The organism is Pullulanibacillus sp. KACC 23026, from assembly GCF_029094525.1.
Classification (GTDB): Bacteria; Bacillota; Bacilli; order Bacillales; family Sporolactobacillaceae; genus KACC-23026.
Genome location: NZ_CP119107.1, coordinates 42,968 through 59,485 on the forward strand (window position 1 = coordinate 42,968; position 16,518 = coordinate 59,485).

13 protein-coding genes are annotated in these 16,518 nt (G+C 39.9%); 6 read left to right on the top strand and 7 right to left on the bottom strand.

The features are described from left to right. Positions 1 to 55 precede the first annotated feature (55 nt). Entirely contained in the window at positions 56 to 1,021 is a 966-nt protein-coding gene (locus PU629_RS00220) for a quinone oxidoreductase family protein (RefSeq protein WP_275282252.1), read from the top strand. A gap of 912 nt (positions 1,022 to 1,933) precedes the next feature. Here PU629_RS00220 and PU629_RS00225 read toward each other — a convergent pair. Both PU629_RS00225 and PU629_RS00230 read right to left on the bottom strand, forming a co-directional pair. Beyond that, positions 1,934 to 2,374, bottom strand: a complete 441-nt coding sequence (locus tag PU629_RS00225) for an SRPBCC family protein (protein ID WP_275282253.1) — start codon at positions 2,372 to 2,374, stop codon at positions 1,934 to 1,936. Between the two features lie 251 nt (positions 2,375 to 2,625). After that, a complete protein-coding gene (locus PU629_RS00230; protein WP_275282254.1) occupies positions 2,626 to 3,966 on the bottom strand; it encodes an acetyl-CoA hydrolase/transferase family protein in 1,341 nt (446 codons plus the stop codon). Positions 3,967 to 4,389: 423 nt separating this feature from the next. Here PU629_RS00230 and PU629_RS00235 point away from each other — a divergent pair, with 423 nt between their 5' ends. Together PU629_RS00235 and PU629_RS00240 are read left to right on the top strand one after the other, a co-directional pair. Next, positions 4,390 to 5,586, top strand: a complete 1,197-nt coding sequence (locus tag PU629_RS00235; RefSeq protein WP_275282255.1) for a class I SAM-dependent rRNA methyltransferase — start codon at positions 4,390 to 4,392, stop codon at positions 5,584 to 5,586. A gap of 307 nt (positions 5,587 to 5,893) precedes the next feature. Beyond that, on the top strand, positions 5,894 to 6,904 hold the full coding sequence (locus PU629_RS00240; RefSeq protein ID WP_275282256.1) for an NAD(P)/FAD-dependent oxidoreductase: 1,011 nt from the start codon (positions 5,894 to 5,896) through the stop codon (positions 6,902 to 6,904). A 535-nt stretch (positions 6,905 to 7,439) separates the two neighbouring features. Here PU629_RS00240 and PU629_RS00245 read toward each other — a convergent pair. Genes PU629_RS00245 through PU629_RS00255 form a run of 3 tightly spaced genes read right to left on the bottom strand, consistent with a single transcriptional unit; the run spans position 7,440 to position 10,335 of the window. Continuing rightward, positions 7,440 to 8,252 (bottom strand): ABC transporter ATP-binding protein, encoded by an 813-nt coding sequence (locus tag PU629_RS00245; protein WP_275282257.1) that lies wholly within the window; start codon positions 8,250 to 8,252, stop codon positions 7,440 to 7,442. Positions 8,253 to 8,266: 14 nt separating this feature from the next. Then, positions 8,267 to 9,289, bottom strand: coding sequence for a FecCD family ABC transporter permease (locus PU629_RS00250; protein WP_275282258.1), 1,023 nt, complete (start codon positions 9,287 to 9,289; stop codon positions 8,267 to 8,269). After that, positions 9,289 to 10,335 carry a FecCD family ABC transporter permease gene (locus PU629_RS00255; protein WP_275282259.1) on the bottom strand — a complete coding sequence of 349 codons (1,047 nt, stop codon included), beginning with the start codon at positions 10,333 to 10,335 and terminating at the stop codon, positions 9,289 to 9,291. The genes PU629_RS00250 and PU629_RS00255 overlap by 1 nt, the downstream gene beginning before the upstream one ends. Positions 10,336 to 10,595: 260 nt before the next feature. Here PU629_RS00255 and PU629_RS00260 point away from each other — a divergent pair, with 260 nt between their 5' ends. Continuing rightward, positions 10,596 to 11,561 (top strand): iron-hydroxamate ABC transporter substrate-binding protein, encoded by a 966-nt coding sequence (locus tag PU629_RS00260; protein ID WP_275282260.1) that lies wholly within the window; start codon positions 10,596 to 10,598, stop codon positions 11,559 to 11,561. A 402-nt stretch (positions 11,562 to 11,963) separates the two neighbouring features. On the opposite strand, the gene PU629_RS22510 is transcribed toward PU629_RS00260, so the two are convergent. After that, on the bottom strand, positions 11,964 to 12,197 hold the full coding sequence (locus PU629_RS22510) for a Fur-regulated basic protein FbpA (RefSeq protein ID WP_481900464.1): 234 nt from the start codon (positions 12,195 to 12,197) through the stop codon (positions 11,964 to 11,966). Positions 12,198 to 12,615: 418 nt separating this feature from the next. Continuing rightward, positions 12,616 to 13,845 carry an MFS transporter gene (locus PU629_RS00270; RefSeq protein WP_275282261.1) on the bottom strand — a complete coding sequence of 410 codons (1,230 nt, stop codon included), beginning with the start codon at positions 13,843 to 13,845 and terminating at the stop codon, positions 12,616 to 12,618. A 282-nt stretch (positions 13,846 to 14,127) separates the two neighbouring features. On the opposite strand from PU629_RS00270, the gene PU629_RS00275 reads away from it, so the two are divergent. Then, a complete protein-coding gene (locus tag PU629_RS00275; RefSeq protein ID WP_275282262.1) occupies positions 14,128 to 15,048 on the top strand; it encodes a LysR family transcriptional regulator in 921 nt (306 codons plus the stop codon). A gap of 182 nt (positions 15,049 to 15,230) precedes the next feature. Next, positions 15,231 to 16,346 carry a 5-methyltetrahydropteroyltriglutamate--homocysteine S-methyltransferase gene (locus PU629_RS00280; RefSeq protein ID WP_275282263.1) on the top strand — a complete coding sequence of 372 codons (1,116 nt, stop codon included), beginning with the start codon at positions 15,231 to 15,233 and terminating at the stop codon, positions 16,344 to 16,346. Positions 16,347 to 16,518 lie beyond the last annotated feature (172 nt).

A 16,518-nucleotide genomic window follows, 5' to 3' on the forward strand; every position in this document is an offset into this window, starting at 1 on the left:
GCAATTATATTAAATTAAAATGTATGGACAAGTCTATGAAAGAGGAGGTCGTTCAATGAAAGCACTTGTGTTTAATACTTTCGGGGGACCGGAAGTACTTGAATATGTTGAAATGGCGGATCCGGTTATCGGGCCTGATGAACTATTGATAAGGACGAAAGCCATTGGCTTGAACTTTGCAGATATTTATAGAAGAAAAGGGAACTATCATCTTGCTGGCAATGCTCCGTTTATTTTAGGTTATGAAGGGGCGGGAGTCGTTGAAAAGACGGGAGCTAATGTCCAAGGAATCAGCGTTGGGGACGCCATTGCATTTGCCGATGTCCCATATGCTAACGCAGAGCTAGTGGCTGTTCCGATTGAAAAGGCAATTCCTCTTCCTGAAACCATTTCATTTGAAGTGGCGGCTTCCGTTTTGTTGCAAGGATTGACTGCCCATTATTTAACGAAAGATAGCTATGCGGTTAAGGAAAATGATATCGTTCTGGTTCATGCAGCAGCTGGCGGCGTTGGACAACTGCTCGCCCAAATTGCCAAGCACCTTGGTGGGAGGGTCATTGGACTAACTTCCTCTATGGAGAAGGCATCCGTAGCTAAGAAAGCTGGAGCAGAACAGGTTTTCATGTACTCGGATGATTGGAAAAGAGAAGTGTTAGGGGGAACAAACGGAAAAGGGGTGGATGTAGTCTATGATTCAGTAGGTTCCACCCTCGAGGATAGTTTTGCAGCAACTTGCATTGGGGGAACGGTTGTATTTTTTGGAATGGCAGGGGGAAATCCTGCTCCAGTTGACCCAAGAATGTTGATGGATACGTCAAAGACTTTGACTGGCGGGGATCTTTGGAATGTCCTTACAACACACGAGGAACGGGTAACCCGTTCAGCCGAGTTATTCCGTTGGATAGAGCAGGGGAAAGTAAAGGTATCTGAGCCTACGATATTTGCACTGCGAGATGGCCGCGAAGCGCATCGTTTTCTAGAAAGTCGCAAAAGCACGGGAAAAATCTTATTAAGACCATAAAAAGATAAGCGAAGTTAGCGGAATGGAGACGTCTCCATCCCCTGGATAGAGAACCGTCCCATAAGATGCTCATTATTGATAGGGGTACAAAGACAATATATGGGGAGTATCCTTATCTCTTTGCCTATCCATTTGATTTATGAAATATGGAAATTAAAAGGGATTGAACGGATACTTTATTTCTAATTCCCGCATCTGGAATTGTGAGGGTTCGCTCTTATCGGGTGGGGGATCAAGTTAATCACCCGATCCTATAAAAATAGACGGAGAAATTTCCCCTATTTAGTAAATAGCATTGAAAAGAGCCAAAATAGACGGAGGAATTCCGGCTATTGACTCAAAAGAACGGTGAAAAGGGTAATTTTGCTTTGAATAGACGGAAAAACTCCCCTTATATCCCCCCGAAACGAGCTCTATTCTGTATCTAACCGGAAAATTTCCGCTTATTTTTACTATTGCTGGTTACTCAATTAAGGATAAGACTTCTTATTTAAAGGATAGGATTTGAGAAATCCAAAAGAACCCCATTTTGATGCGTTGCGGTGAATTGTACCATAAGTAAATGAAGTTTATAAAACAAATACTTGAAACGTTGATTTGAAAATGCTTTAAGTATTTTTCAAATTATAATTATCATGGTTTCCTCCCTTTTCTTGTGTAGGTGGAGGGCGACCGCCTTTATCAATTTCAATGATACGTGTATGTTTAAGGATATTCTATCGGATACATGCTGCAAGATATGAAGAAATAAAATAGAACATAAAAAGTTGGAAGACACAAAAAAGGGCAGTCCGCTTGGACAGGCCCCTTTCCTTTAATATGAAATTTCAAATAGAACACTTTATCATTACAATGGCTCATCGTTGCTTCAGAGGAGGATACCTAAAAAGAGGCGTCTCTCTATAATGGAAACTACGAGAATACCGCGATTTTACGTGCGATCGATTCTGTTAAACGAGAAGTTACTTTTGGAACCGCCCATTTGATAACCGGTGTTAACACCGCACCAGATATCCCTCCTGCATGAACTTCGATGGTACAAGTCATTGTGGTTTTACCATCTGCTTCTTCTGCGGTAAAGTTACCGCTTCCTGTAATATTATCTGTTAAACCTTTTAGTTCAAACCGAATATTTGAAGGCTCATTCCATGTCGTAACATCCACCTGCACTCGTATTGATTTTTTTATACCTTTCACACTGCCTGCAAATGTCCAAATAGATTGCTTGTCATTAATGATTTCATGTTCTTTATAGGCGGGCACGGTTGTTGCCCATTTCTCAAGATCACTTATATAATCCCAAACTGCTTGTGCATCTATTGGAATTTCTACTGTATGTGTTCCAGTTGCCATTATTATCCCCACTTCCACTATGTATGAATGGTAAACTTTTATTCCTCTAATTATGACATAAATAAACTAGACTTACATGACTAATATTCTATCGTTTTTCTAACAACGCATGTATGCTTTTCAAAAGAGGTTAAAAGAAGGTACAAGGAACGTTTATTGACAAGGTATTCTAATTAGAGGAAATGATAACATAGGGACTGTTCTTATGTTTAATTGATCATAAGAACGGTCCCTCTGCATTCTCAAGTTAACTAGCTTTTTTTATTGGATTTTCTCCAGATCTTCATAGTTTCGGCTTCTTGAATTAAGCTCTCTCGAAAATCGGGATGGGCAATGGAGATTAACAGCTCTGTACGTTCCCATGTGGAACGGCCGGCCAAATTAACTTTTCCGTATTCTGTCACAATATAGTGGGATTGGGATCTTGGTACGGTTACGATTTCACCTGCGTTTAGTGTTGGGACAATACGGGAATGGATCTCACCCTTTTTATCTTGATAAGTAGAGGTCAAACAAATAAACGCCTTTCCTCCCTCTGCGGCTGGCGCACCTGTCACATAATCCAGTTGGCCTCCTGTTCCGCTGATATGATGGATACCTGATGATTCTGAGGAAATCTGACCGAACAAGTCGACCTCTACGGCATTGTTAATTGCGACCATATTGTTCTGTTGCCGGATAATACTAGGGTCATTGACGTAGTTGACTGGATAGGAAGCAAGAAAGGGATTATCGTTTATCCAATCGTAAAGTTCTTGGGACCCGAGCGCAAAGGACCACACAGCCTTTCCACGGTTCAAAGTCTTTTTGCGATTGTTAAGTTTTCCGGCTTTATACATATCAAGATAGGCGTCCACAAGCATTTCTGTATGACAGCCTAAATCTTTTAAGTCGGATTGGGCGATTAATTCACCGACAGCAGAAGGCAGGGCACCGATACCAAGCTGAATGGTGGAGCCATCTACTAGCGTCTCTACGACCAGTGCGGCGATTTGCTGATTCACGTCATTGCTCGTCCCTCTTGGCAGCGTGGCAATGGGCGGATTTTTGCCCTCCACCACATAATCGACTTCGGAAATGTGAATACACTCTTCGAACCCGCCTAATGCTCTTGGGAGATTTTCATTGACTTCCAAAATAACTCTATCTGCCGCCTCAACAATGGCTTTCGTCGCAGAGTTAGTTAGTGAAAAATTAAAATAGCCATGTTGATCCATAGGCGTTACTTGAATCATAGCCACGTCTACATGTAGATGATTGCGGTAATAAAAGGGTTTATTGCGGTAGACCATTGGAATGAAGTCACATAACCCTTGTTTATAGAGGTCACGGTCCACTCCGCTGAAATGCCAGCTATTGTAATAAAAGGTTTCACGAAGGGGGTCAGCCTTGACCACTTCAGGGACTCTCATTAACAGCATTCCCCGGATATTGATAGTCGTTAGTTCCTCTTTTCTGGCGGCAAGAGCTTTATCGAGTTCAATGGGCATGGTCACCCCAAATCCGTAATCGACCCAGTTTCCCGACTTTACTAGTTTGACCGCTTCTTCAGCCGTTCTTAGCTTTGATTGGTATTCTGATCGTACATTCATCTCAACACCCTCCAAGGTTATGATTAAATTTTATTAAAAAAACACAACATAAATAATCAATAATTACAATAATTTATTACCAGATACTAATTGTAGATACTAATTGAATAGTAGCATCAAGAACGTTAATTGGCAAGATCGTATAAGGAGTTGGACTAGATTAGAATGTAAAAAGGCAAGAGCCTTAAAACGCACCGCAATTAAGCCCGCTGAACCGCCTCATATTGGAGGGTGATAAAGCTTTCTACTCGGTTTATCAAATGGTATTCTTAATATAACTAAACGTTTAAGTCTATTTTTCACGTGATGAAACCTTTCGTTTGGCGTTGACGCTGATAATATCTAGAACTTATGGATATTAATAGGGATAGGTTTTTTACGAAATGCGGGATCATGATAAAAAAATGTTGATAGGATGACAAGATGAAAAGAGAAGTGACATTAACGGTAAAAGGAAAGTTTGTAAATAAATATAAAAGCGGTTATCCGCTCTTATTTAAGGATGCCATCATGAATCTAAATGACGCAACGGAAGAAGGGAGCCTTCTCCGTCTCGTTGATGGGAAAAATCAATTCATCGCAAAAGGCTATTTTGGAAAACAAAATAAAGGTTACGGGTGGATTCTTAGTAAAAATGAAAATGAACCGATCGACCAAAAGTTCTTTTTAAATAAATTGAGAGAGGCGATCAATTTTAGATCGTCGTTTTATAATAGCCCGGATACGAATGCCTTCAGAGTCGTCAATGGTGAAGGCGATGGCCTAGGCGGTTTAACCATTGATTACTTTGATGGCTATTATTTAATTAACTGGTACAGCAAAGGCATTTACCACTTTCGGGAATTGATTATAAATGCTTTGAAAGAATTGGTGAGCTTTAAAGCGATTTATCAAAAGAAAAGATTCGATGTCAGCGGGAAATATATAGAAGAAGATGATTTTGTCGCGGGAGAAAGAGGGACCTTCCCAATTACTGTAAAAGAAAATGGCGTTAACTTTGCGGTTTATTTAAATGAAGGTGCGATGGTTGGCGTTTTCTTAGATCAAAGAGAGGTAAGAAAACGAATTCGGGATGTGTATGCAAAAGGAAAGAATGTACTCAATACGTTTTCCTATACAGGCGCTTTTTCAGTATTCGCAGCCTTAGGAGGCGCTATTAAAACAACAAGTGTCGATTTAGCCAATCGGAGCTTAAATAAGACCATTGAGCAATTTCGATTGAATGGGCTGAATGAAGACTCGCAGGCGATCATTGTTGAAGATGTGTTTAATTACTTTAAGTATGCGGTGAAAAAGCAGTTAACGTTTGATTTGGTTATTCTAGATCCGCCAAGCTTCGCAAGATCAAAGAAGATGGTATTCAGTGCTGAAAAGGACTACAAAAATCTTCTGAAGGAAGTTATTTCAATAACAGAAGATGACGGGATGATCGTTGCGTCCACCAATTGCAGTTCTTTTAATATGACTAAATTTAAAAGTTTCATTGATCAGGCCTTTAAAGAATCAAACAGGAATTATCAACTTGTTGAAGAATTTTCCTTGCCGAAGGACTTTAAAACAATAAAGGAATTTCCTGAGGGGCGTTATCTTAAGGTTGTTTTTATAAAGAAATTGCCATAAAAAGGGGCTTTTGCGGTTACGCAATGAATCGATAAGCCTCCTAGAGACAAAAGAGGAGTTGCCGCTAGTCGAAACGATTAGCGGTTTTTGTTATAGCCTCTATTATTGACAAAGAACAGAGATTAGCCGAAAATTGATAATGATAATCAATATCAATCTAATTAAAAAACAAGTGGAAGTGTAGAAAAACGCCTATGAAAAATATGGGTACCGCTTAAAGTTGCATCTAAAAGAATAGACCGTTTAATTGCCCAGGTAATTATGTTGCAGTTAATGACTTAAATTTTTAATAAAGGTTGGGATGACTTTGACTGATGAGCATTTATATGATGTCACGATTGTTGGCGGAGGTCCTGTCGGGTTATATGCTGCATTTTATAGTGGAATGCGGAAACTTAAAACAAAGGTTATCGACTATCTCCCTAAATTAGGCGGGAAGGTCTCCTTTTTCTATCCCCAGAAATGGATATTTGATATAGGTGGGATCCCTAGTGTTACAGGGGAGGATTTGAGTTTACAGTTAGAAGAACAAGCTAGAAGTGTTGAACCTACCATTATATTAGGCGAGCTAGTTAAACAAATTGACAAACAGGACGACCAATACTTTGTGCTAACAACTGAGAATGGAAACTTACACTATTCCAAAACAGTCATTTTGGCCATTGGTAGTGGTTATTTTATCATGAGAAAACATCATTTAGACGAAGGTAAAAAGGTTCAAAGGAACAATTTGCATTATTCTATTGATGAGATGGAAAGATTTCGTGGAAAGAAAGTGGTTGTATCCGGTTGGGGTGGAGGCGCTGTCAATTGGGCGACCCTATTATCAGAGTATGCGGAGCAAGTTTGGCTAATCAATGAGAAAAAGCAATTTACTGCTCATAAGCCAGATATAGAGAAACTGCTGGAGTCTACGGTTCAGGTAAAGACAAAATGTTCAATTGTTGACTTTATAGAAGGTGAGGGCGTTATTCAGTCGGTTTGTATAAAAGATTTAGAGAGTGGCCGGTTAGAGGAGGTACCAGTTGATGAGGTCGTCGTTAATCATGAAACCATTATTCAATTGGGTGGTGTGGATCAATGGGGTGTTCATCTAGAGAATGATAAGATTCCAGTAAATGCAGAAATGAAGACAAATATACCGGGATTATTCGCAGCGGGAGACATTGTGAACTATCCGAATAAAATTCCGTTAATAGCTTCGGGATTTGCAGAAGCCATGGCAGCTATTAATAGTGCAGCCTTGTATCTAGAGCCTTCAGCGCCTAAAATCTTGTATAGTACAGTCGTTCTCAGCAAAAAAAAGACTAAAAAATAAGGAACGGTTCCCCTCTTGCTGGAGCCATTTTTGAAAAGAGCGCCATATTTCGCTTCATAAGAAAAGGTTAATTGTAAGAGGCTTCGTAATTGTTCGCTATTCTCTAAAGTAGGTAATGGAGTAACAAAAATAAGCGGAGATTTTCCGGTTAGACAGCCGAATAGGGTTCGGTTCGGGGTAAATAAGCGGAGATTTTCCGTTTAAATAAGGTAAAAGGACTCCAATCCACGTTTTCTGGAGTCAATAGTCGGAATTCCTCCGTCTATTTAAGCTGTTTTCAGTGTCATTTTCTAAATAAGGGAAATTCCTCCGCTTATTTATCAAATCCGCGGTAGGGTCTAATAAGAAAGACAAAAGCTTGGGGAAAAACCCCAAGCTTTTGTCTTTTAATTAAAAGAGACTATCCTAAGAAGGGGTGACCTCCTCATTATGCTGAGGAGTCTAACCTTCTGAAAGGGGCAACTCTTTATGGATCGGCAGGCGGCTTAAGGGAGCGCACCGAGGCTTGCTTAGACCGCCTAATTATAGGGTTAAGCTAGCGTTGCTCTTTGACTAATTCTCTCTTTTCAATAAGGTCATATGATAGGCAAAGTGGCTTGCCGGATTTTGGATCTTGGATGATTTCAGCTTCAATGTTGAAAACATTCCTCAAATTTTCTGGGGTCATGACGTCAAAAGGTGTTCCGGCTTTAACGATAGAACCGCTGTTCATAGAAACCATGTAGTCCGAAAAGCGGGCGGCGTGGTTCAAATCGTGAATGACCATCACGATTGTTCGTTTCGCTTCCTTATTTAAGCGCTCAAGGAGTTTTAGGACCTCTAGCTGATGAGCGAGATCAAGATAAGTAGTCGGTTCATCGAGCAGTAATAAGTCGGTTTCCTGAGCAATAGCCATCGCAATCCAAGCGCGCTGCCGTTGTCCACCGGATAAGGTATCAATAGCATGATCACTGAAGGCATCCATGCCGGTGACTTCAAGTGCCCAGAGAATGACTTCTCGGTCTTTGTCTGTTAGCTTCCCATAACCTTTTTTATGTGGAGAACGCCCAAACGAAACTAATTCATAGACAGTGAGTCCATTAGGTGCACCGGGTGTTTGGGGGAGTATCGCCATTTTCTTAGCAATTTCCTTGGTAGGAATGGTATGAATGCTTTTTCCGCTTAGATAGATAGAGCCAGATTTTGCACGTTGAATTCGTGCCATTGTTTTTAATAAGGTCGATTTGCCGCAGCCATTAGGACCAATAATACAAGTAATTTCACCTTCAGGGATAGTTAGTGTCAAATTTTCAATGATGACTCGGTCATCATATCCTACTTGTAGGTGTTCCGTACTTAAGGTGACCACATGTATCTCTCCCTTTAATCAATTTTCATTAATAAATAGATAAAGTATGGGACGCTCAAAACAGAAACGACGATTCCAACAGGTATTTCAGTAGGCGATAGAATGTTCTGTCCAATTGTATCGGCCATTAGAAGAAGGAGTGCACCAAGTAATGAACTAATGGGTACTAGAAGCTCATGTTTGGGGCCAATGAGTCGACGAGCAATGTGAGGTGTTACTAGACCCAAGAAGGCAATGCCTCCACCTAAAGCCACGCAAAAACCAGCAAGCGCCACGGCCAAAATGAGCAAAATGCGTCGTTCTCTCTCAACACTTGTTCCTAATCCAACGGCTAGTTGATCACCTAGAGTGAGCACATTGAGACTATGAGACTTATAGATAACATAAGGTATGAGAATGATAATCCATGGTAATAAAGATAACACATACCACCAATTGTTGGCCCATATATCGCCTGTCAGCCATACGGTTGCTTTAGTAAAGTCTTCGGGTGCCATTTTTAATTGAAAGATCGTAATACCTGCTCCAAAGCCTGCATTTACACCAATTCCTACAAGGATAAGCCGAACCGGATTGATTCCTTTTTTCCAGGCTAAAACATAGATGAGAAAAGCAGCAATCAATGCCCCAAATAACGCAAATAGCGGCAATGTAAAAATGGTTAACAGATTTGTACTGGTCATGGTTTTATCAAAAAAGAACATAAAAAGAACAACCGCAAATCCAGCTCCAGAGTTGATCCCAAGAATTCCTGGATCAGCGAGTTCATTACCTGTCATCCCTTGCAGAATGGCTCCAGAAACAGCAAGGCCAGAACCAATGAGCAGTGCAAGTACAATCTCAGGAAGTCGAAAATCAAATAAAACAAGTTGATCTTTGGAGGTGCCCATTCCTATAAGTGTTTTTGCAACTTCTAGTGGGGAGATATGAATGACACCTAAATTCAAACTGATAAAAAACATGACTAAAATAAGAATAAGAAGAACGATAGCTGTTTTAGTAAATCGCTCTTTTTTATTATTGAGTTTTCTGGTCATTATAATCCCCTCTTTCCACTCATAACAAGGTATAGGAAGAAAGGGATACCTATGATTGCTGTTACGGCCCCGACAGGTGTTTCATAAGGGCTATTGACGATTCGCGCAACGAGATCAGATAGCACAAGCAAAAGACCACCAAGGACAGCTGAGGCAGGGATTAGCAGACGATAATCATAGCCTATGAGAATTCGAGCGATGTGAGGGATAACCAATCCGACAAACCCAACAGCGCCTGCGACCGATACCGCTGATCCTGTTAGAATAAGAACTACTATCGCTCCAATTATTTTTACATAGGTATTATTTTGCCCGAGACCTGTTGATACTTCATCCCCAAGACTTAATAGAGTCATAGAATGTGCAATAAATGCAACTAAGATTGTACAGATAATTCCAGCTGTGAAAAGGATATAAACGTTGGCCCATGTGGTTCCATCCAACCCACCTGCATACCAAAAGCTGATACTCTTCGCCACTTGTTTTTGTAAGGCAATAGCTGAAGAGATGGACCTTAATAATGTCCCAACCGCAACCCCCGCAAGTGTCAATTTCACAGGTGTGAGACCGCTTTTAGAAAAGGTTCCAATTGCAAAAACTAAAGCAACCCCCGCTGCTGCCCCGATAAAAGCAAATAGGGATAAGGTAACTTGAGTGGGACTATTGACAAATGCGAGTATCATGACGATGGCAAATGCAGCACCGTCTGTTACACCCATGAGGGATGGGGAGGAAAGCGGATTTTGTGTCAGTCCCTGCATGATCACTCCGGAAACGGCCAGAAACGCTCCAACTAAGATGGCTGCTAGTGTCCGAGGGATCCGTATCTGTCGAATCACTTCATGAGATGAAAGTGATGGATTAAACGAAAAAATGGCTTGCCACACTGTTCTAAGGTGGATGTCCGCCGCGCCATAAGCTACTGACAATCCAAACGCAAGAATCAAGGCAAGGAGACCTAGGACAATAACAACTAGACCGTTAATAGGATGGTTTCTGTTTTTTAAAGTGGATCCAGCTGCGATGCCATTTTTTTTGAAAATCATGTTCCTGATGACATCCTTTCAATAAGGCTATATTAAGAATACGCATTTTAGATAATCAGTAATAATAATCATTCTCAATTATTAAGTATAAACTTATCAATATCTTGATTCAACCTTTGAAGGCATTTATAATACCATTACTTTTAATAAAAGTTCCTAAATTCGTTCATTAATAACAGTATTAGTTATTGACACATTAAATGATAATGATTATCATTGTCATTATCAGAGATTAAAATAGACAGTGAGGAGTCGTAGTGATGCCATTTTTAAAGAAAAATTTATTGTTTATTAGTATGATTTGCTTGGTGATGTCTTTCTTGGCTGCTTGTGGAAGCAGCACGGGGTCGAAATCAGATCGTTCTTCTTCGTCTAATGAAAAGGGTACTTCAACAGAACAGACATTAACCGATGCGAACGGGAAAGTGACACTTCCTACAAATCCGAAGAGAATTATTGCCCCTTACCTAGAAGATTCTCTTACTGCATTAGGCGTTAAGCCTGTTGCACAATGGTCAATTGGGGATACCGTTCAAAACTATTTACAGAGTGATTTAAAGGGTGTTCCTAAAATTGGTTGGAATTTGCCTTTAGAACAAGTAATGAAATATAACCCTGACTTAATCATCGTCAGTTCTCCTGGTACGATTCAAAGCGGTCAGTTGGGCGACTATCAAAAAATTGCCCCCGTTTATGTGTTCAAAGATGCTACATATGCCGATTGGCGTCAACAATTATTAACGATGGGCAATATCCTTGGAAAAGAAGATAAGGCTAAGAAAGCTATTTCGGATTATGACAAAAAGGCCGCTTCTGATAAAGCTAAAATTAAGAAGGCTATAGGAGATCAAACAGCCGCTGTCATTTGGGTTAGTGGCGGAAAGTATTACTTATTTGAACAAGATCGATTTAGTGCGAAAGTGCTTTACGAAGATTTGGGAGTTAAGGCTCCTAAAATGGTAGCAAGTCTTTCAAAGGCTAAAACTCAATGGAATCCTATTTCTTTGGAAAAATTATCGGAGCTAGATGCTGATCATATTTTCCTTGTTGGACCAAAAGGAGACGCAGGATTCTCAGCTCTAGATAGCAGCAGTGTCTGGAACAACTTACCAGCAGTCAAAGCAGGGCATGTCTATACCTATAATGATCCAAGCAACTGGACAGTCAATGGGATCATTGCTTCTGAGAAGACAATGGATGACGTGACAAGTGCTTTAACTAAGTAATAAGATAAACAAGAGTATTAGGGACTCATCCCTAAGTTCCATTTCGGTGGAGAAACCTATTCTTAACCAAGAGACCCAATCACTTGTGATTGGGTCTCTTATTATCCTCAATGAGTCAGCAACATCGCAACCTAAAAAGTTAAAGCAGGTCATTGAGTAACCAGAAATAGGCGGAGGATTTCCGGTTAAACAGCAGAATCGAGCTTGGGAGCGGGAATATAAGCGGAATTTTTCCAGTTAACCAGGGCGAAATGACTCCGATCCACTTTTTCTGGAGTCCATAGCCGGAATTTCTTCTTCTATTTTAGCTGTTTTCAGTGCGATCTCCTAATTAAGAGAACTATCTCCGCTTAATTTTAATATCCGCTTAAGGGTTCAATCCATTGAATGGAGGTCAGACGATTAACCCGAGAAGGCCCTGTTTAGTGTTCTACTATATTCCGCTTCTAATTCCTTTAGTGTTAATTCGAACAGGTGTCTATGGTTTACTTTATATATATTTGACTCAATGAGTTGTTTAATAAGTTGTTGTCGCCTTTTTTCAATTGATTCCCGAAATAGACTATCCACATTTATTAGCCCCTTTAAATTTATTTGACGTAAAAACGTGCTTCCCATGCGTGAAGTTAAAATCATCTATGTATTGATGCGAGTCAGCTAAGATTTAAGTCGAAAGCCCCTACTCTTATCTTTAACCAAACTTTTACAGTTAAACAAAACAAATTATCATTTCAGCAGAAAACACGACATTTATCATTGTCAGCTGTGATAGGTAACTAAGTTGGCTTTATTTAATTCACTACTTTAATAAGGATTTGGATCACCTCTCCCCCCCTCTTGTTTAATTGATAATGATTATCATTATCGCTCTATGCAATTATATATTCAATTTTTTTCTGAGTCAATGCAATAAGAGAGGACCAAGTGCAAAACAAAAAAGCTGTCCTCAAAATTCCAACCTAAATGGGTAAGAATTAAGGACAACTTTCATTTTTAAAGTTAGCTCTGTTAATGTTCAATACTGAAAGTTTATTTTCGTCTGTAATTTAAGGATTTAGGAGACAGCAGAGTTATTTGCAGGCTTGGATGACTGAACCTTTAACCAAAATGCCTGAAGACAGAATAAAGCGATTGCGGATAAAATAACCGCCGCTATCATAAATCCAAATCCAAAATTAAAGGAATCGGTGGCTGAAACGATTCCCCCGATTATTATTGGGGCAATAAATCCTCCAATTTGTCCTCCAAAATTAACAAATCCAGAGAACGTCCCACGCAATTGATCTGGTAGTAAATCTAATGCCACACTCCAAAATGGGCCAAATCCCCCATAGAGGAAAAAGGCAGCTGCGCTTAGTCCAAATAGGCTTCCACTGACTGTTTTTGCCGAAAAAGAGATATAAAGACATAATCCTGCCAACAAATAACTGATTGCGATCATACTCGCACGATAACGATTAAGGAATCGATTACCTAAGAATCCTACAATAACGAGTCCAAGGAATCCAAACCAATAGGGTAAGGAAGCATCCATTCCTAATTGACTTAAGGTAATATGGCGAGCTTCACTTAGATAAGATGGCATCCAACCAAGGAATCCCCAGAATGCAATATTAAAGAATAAGTACGCGACAAAAGCTAACCAGATCGCTGGATGTGCCATAATATCAGACCAAGACGCACGGAGGCCTTTCCTATTGGTAATCTCTGTGTGAACAACCCCTTCAGTTGGTTTATTCGGAATAAACCAACCAATTAGAATGGCCATAATTAGGCCTGGAATAATAAATAAATAGAACATAGAATGCCAGCCGACTGATTTTAATAACCATGCGGCAACCGGTGCAACAACAGCAGGCCCTAGAGCAAGGGATGTTAAAAACAGACCATTTGCTGAGGAACGTTCATGAGATGGGAAGAAGTCCCCAACTAATTTAAATTGAGCACCGTTCTCAAGTCCCTCGCCAACACCAAATAGAACCCGTGAAACAATTAAAAATCCTAACGACATCGCCATACCGGTCATACCAGTGAAAATGGACCACCAGATTAAGGCGATGACAAGCAGTCTCTTTGCTCCAAATTTATCTGCAAGAATGCCGCCTGGGATTTGCAGAATAGCATAACCGAATGTAAAGGCAGATAGAACCACACCAAAGCCTGCCGGACTAATGTGCAACTCTTTTTGGATGGTTGGACCTGCGACTGATATATTAATACGATCCAGATAGGCCACAAACATCATCAGCCAAATTAATAACAACATGATCCACTTTTTGTTCATGAAGAAGCCTCCTAATTAGAATAAATATTATGAATAACTAATTAATTCAATATAAAATTGCCGTTTCCCTTCTTTTGGAAAGATAATTAAAAAAATTTCCAAATAGTGCAACGCATCATGGATAGTTAGGAGGGGTTTCCTAACTTCATCACTATTAAGATTAATAGTGTAGACAATTAAACATTTAATCCAACTAGGACCTGACCTTTTAAATTTAGTACAAGCGGATGAAAAATATAACTTGTATAATTAGTGTTATTAAGTGGCGAGGTGGGTTTTAATATGACATTACAGCAATTGAAGTACGTCATTGAAGTGGCTAGAAGCCGCTCAATAAGTAAAGCGGCAAAAAACCTATTTATTAGTCAGCCCAGCCTTTCAAACGCTTTGAAAGAGTTGGAAAAAGAAGTTGGGATTCGGATTTTCTCACGGACGAATAAAGGAATTGTGCTGACAACAGAAGGTTCGGAGTTTCTAGGTTATGCCAGGCAAGTGGTCGAACAGGTTGAACTTCTTGAAAATAGGTACACCTTGACACAAACGACGCAACAGCAATTTTCTGTTTCTGCCCAACATTATGCCTTTGCGGTCAGTGCTTTTGTCCGTTTGTTAAAAAATTTTGAGCGTGAGGAATACGAATTTACGCTGCGAGAAACCAAAACCTATGAAATTATTGAGGATGTTAAGAGCCTTCGCAGTGAAGTTGGGATTTTATATATAAATGAGTTTAATAAAAAGGTAATTAATAAATTTCTAAGAGAAGGGAATTTAGTTTTCCACGAGTTATTTGAGGCTAATCCGCATGTTTTCGTTAGTTCCCGAAACCCTCTTGCATTAAGGAAGTATGTGACATTAGATGACTTACACCCGTACCCCTATCTTTCTTTTGAACAAGGTGATTTTAATTCCTTTTATTTTTCTGAAGAGATCTTGAGCACCCTCTCCCGCCCCAAAAATATAAGGGTTAGTGATCGGGCAACATTATTTAACCTGCTTATTGGTCTAAACGGCTATACCATATCGACAGGTGTCATTAACTATGAATTAAACAGTGATATCGTTGCTGTTCCTTTGCAGGTGGATGAAAAAATGATAGTGGGTTATATCACTCATAAAAGTGTCACAAATAGCCATTTGGCCAATGTTTATATTGACTATTTAAAAGAAACGATTGCTGAAGAACAGGGCTCGGATATAGTTTAAGGCTATACCAAGATATAGATTTTATGTGTTATCCTATGTCGCTTTCCCCATGCTACACTTACCTTAAAGTTAAGACGGAGGGTCATATAAGGGCTGCTTTCCAGTTGATGAAATTTAAAAAGGCCAGGAGAAATTCGTCGCCTCTTATAGTCCCGAAAATTATTTGAAAAGGGGAGATTTAAATGGGAACTAAGAAAATACCTTTCCGTGCCGATCATGTGGGGAGTTTATTGCGTCCACAAGTGATTCATCAGGCAAGGAAAGATGTCCAAGAAGGCAGACTTAGTGCTGAGGCATTGCGTGAAATTGAAACAACTGAAATCAAACGCATTGTTGATAAACAAATAGAAGTTGGGTTAGAGGCCGTTACGGATGGAGAATTCAGACGTCGTTTCTGGCATACCGATTTTTTGGAGCATCTAAATGGTGTGGAGGGGTTTGTTCCTGATAAAGGCTATGCCTTTAGAAAAGGGGAGACTGAGCGTTATGACATTCGTGTGAGCGGAAAAGTTTCTTTTAATCCAGACCATCCATTTATTAAAGACTTTATCGAATTTCAGAAAATAGTGGCAGGCCGAGCTGTAGCCAAACAAACGATTCCAAGCCCTAACCAATTGTTTAATAAAGGGGTTCGTAATAAAGCAATTTATCCAGACATTGAGGCTTATGCGGATGATGTGATCCAAACGTATCGAGATGTCGTTCAGGCCTTTTATAAGGCAGGATGTCGTTACCTTCAGTTTGATGATGTGTACATCGCCGGGCTTTCGGCACCCGATATCCCATTTAATGATGGTGATGTGACACGCGACACTCTCATTCAATTGGCTTTACGAGTTGTAAATGAAGTTCTGAAGGATAAGCCGGAAGATCTTTACGTGACCACACACCTATGCCGAGGTAATTATCGATCCGATTGGGCATTTTCAGGAAGTTACGATCTAATTGCTCCGACACTTTTTGCTAAAGAACAGGTAGATGGCTTCTTCCTCGAGTATGATGACGAGCGTTCAGGTGATTTTAACCCGCTGTCTTACATTCCTGAAGGCGGTCCTCGCGTTGTGCTTGGACTAATCACTTCAAAATTTGGTGAACTAGAAGATAAAGAAGTGATAAGGGCGCGAATTAAAGAGGCTTCTGAAAAGATACCGTTCGAGCAAATATGTTTAAGTCCGCAATGTGGATTTGCTTCCACACATCATGGAAATGAATTAACCGAGGATCAGCAATGGGAAAAGCTCCGTTTTATTGTTGAGTTATCAAAAGAATTATGGGGCACTAAAGTCAGTACGAATTAACTATTTCAGTAAGGCAGCGGTTGCTCCCGCTGCCCTTTTATATGGTTGAAGAGGAGGATTATTAGCTTTAAATAAAAAATTAGTTTTTCCCCTTTAGCGTGTATCTGTATCTGTAAAAGAATATATACTCAATAAGGCATGTTTCATAAAAAAGACATGCCTTATTTTACGA

Coding starts and splice junctions, on each gene's coding strand:
- PU629_RS00220 (WP_275282252.1), top strand. CDS start 56: ATGAAAGCACTTGTGTTTAATACTTTCGGGGGACCGGAAGTACTTGAA.
- PU629_RS00225 (WP_275282253.1), bottom strand. CDS start 2,374: ATGGCAACTGGAACACATACAGTAGAAATTCCAATAGATGCACAAGCA.
- PU629_RS00230 (WP_275282254.1), bottom strand. CDS start 3,966: ATGAATGTACGATCAGAATACCAATCAAAGCTAAGAACGGCTGAAGAA.
- PU629_RS00235 (WP_275282255.1), top strand. CDS start 4,390: ATGAAAAGAGAAGTGACATTAACGGTAAAAGGAAAGTTTGTAAATAAA.
- PU629_RS00250 (WP_275282258.1), bottom strand. CDS start 9,289: ATGACCAGAAAACTCAATAATAAAAAAGAGCGATTTACTAAAACAGCT.
- PU629_RS00255 (WP_275282259.1), bottom strand. CDS start 10,335: ATGATTTTCAAAAAAAATGGCATCGCAGCTGGATCCACTTTAAAAAAC.
- PU629_RS00260 (WP_275282260.1), top strand. CDS start 10,596: ATGCCATTTTTAAAGAAAAATTTATTGTTTATTAGTATGATTTGCTTG.
- PU629_RS22510 (WP_481900464.1), bottom strand. CDS start 12,197: ATGATTTTAACTTCACGCATGGGAAGCACGTTTTTACGTCAAATAAAT.
- PU629_RS00270 (WP_275282261.1), bottom strand. CDS start 13,845: ATGAACAAAAAGTGGATCATGTTGTTATTAATTTGGCTGATGATGTTT.
- PU629_RS00275 (WP_275282262.1), top strand. CDS start 14,128: ATGACATTACAGCAATTGAAGTACGTCATTGAAGTGGCTAGAAGCCGC.
- PU629_RS00280 (WP_275282263.1), top strand. CDS start 15,231: ATGGGAACTAAGAAAATACCTTTCCGTGCCGATCATGTGGGGAGTTTA.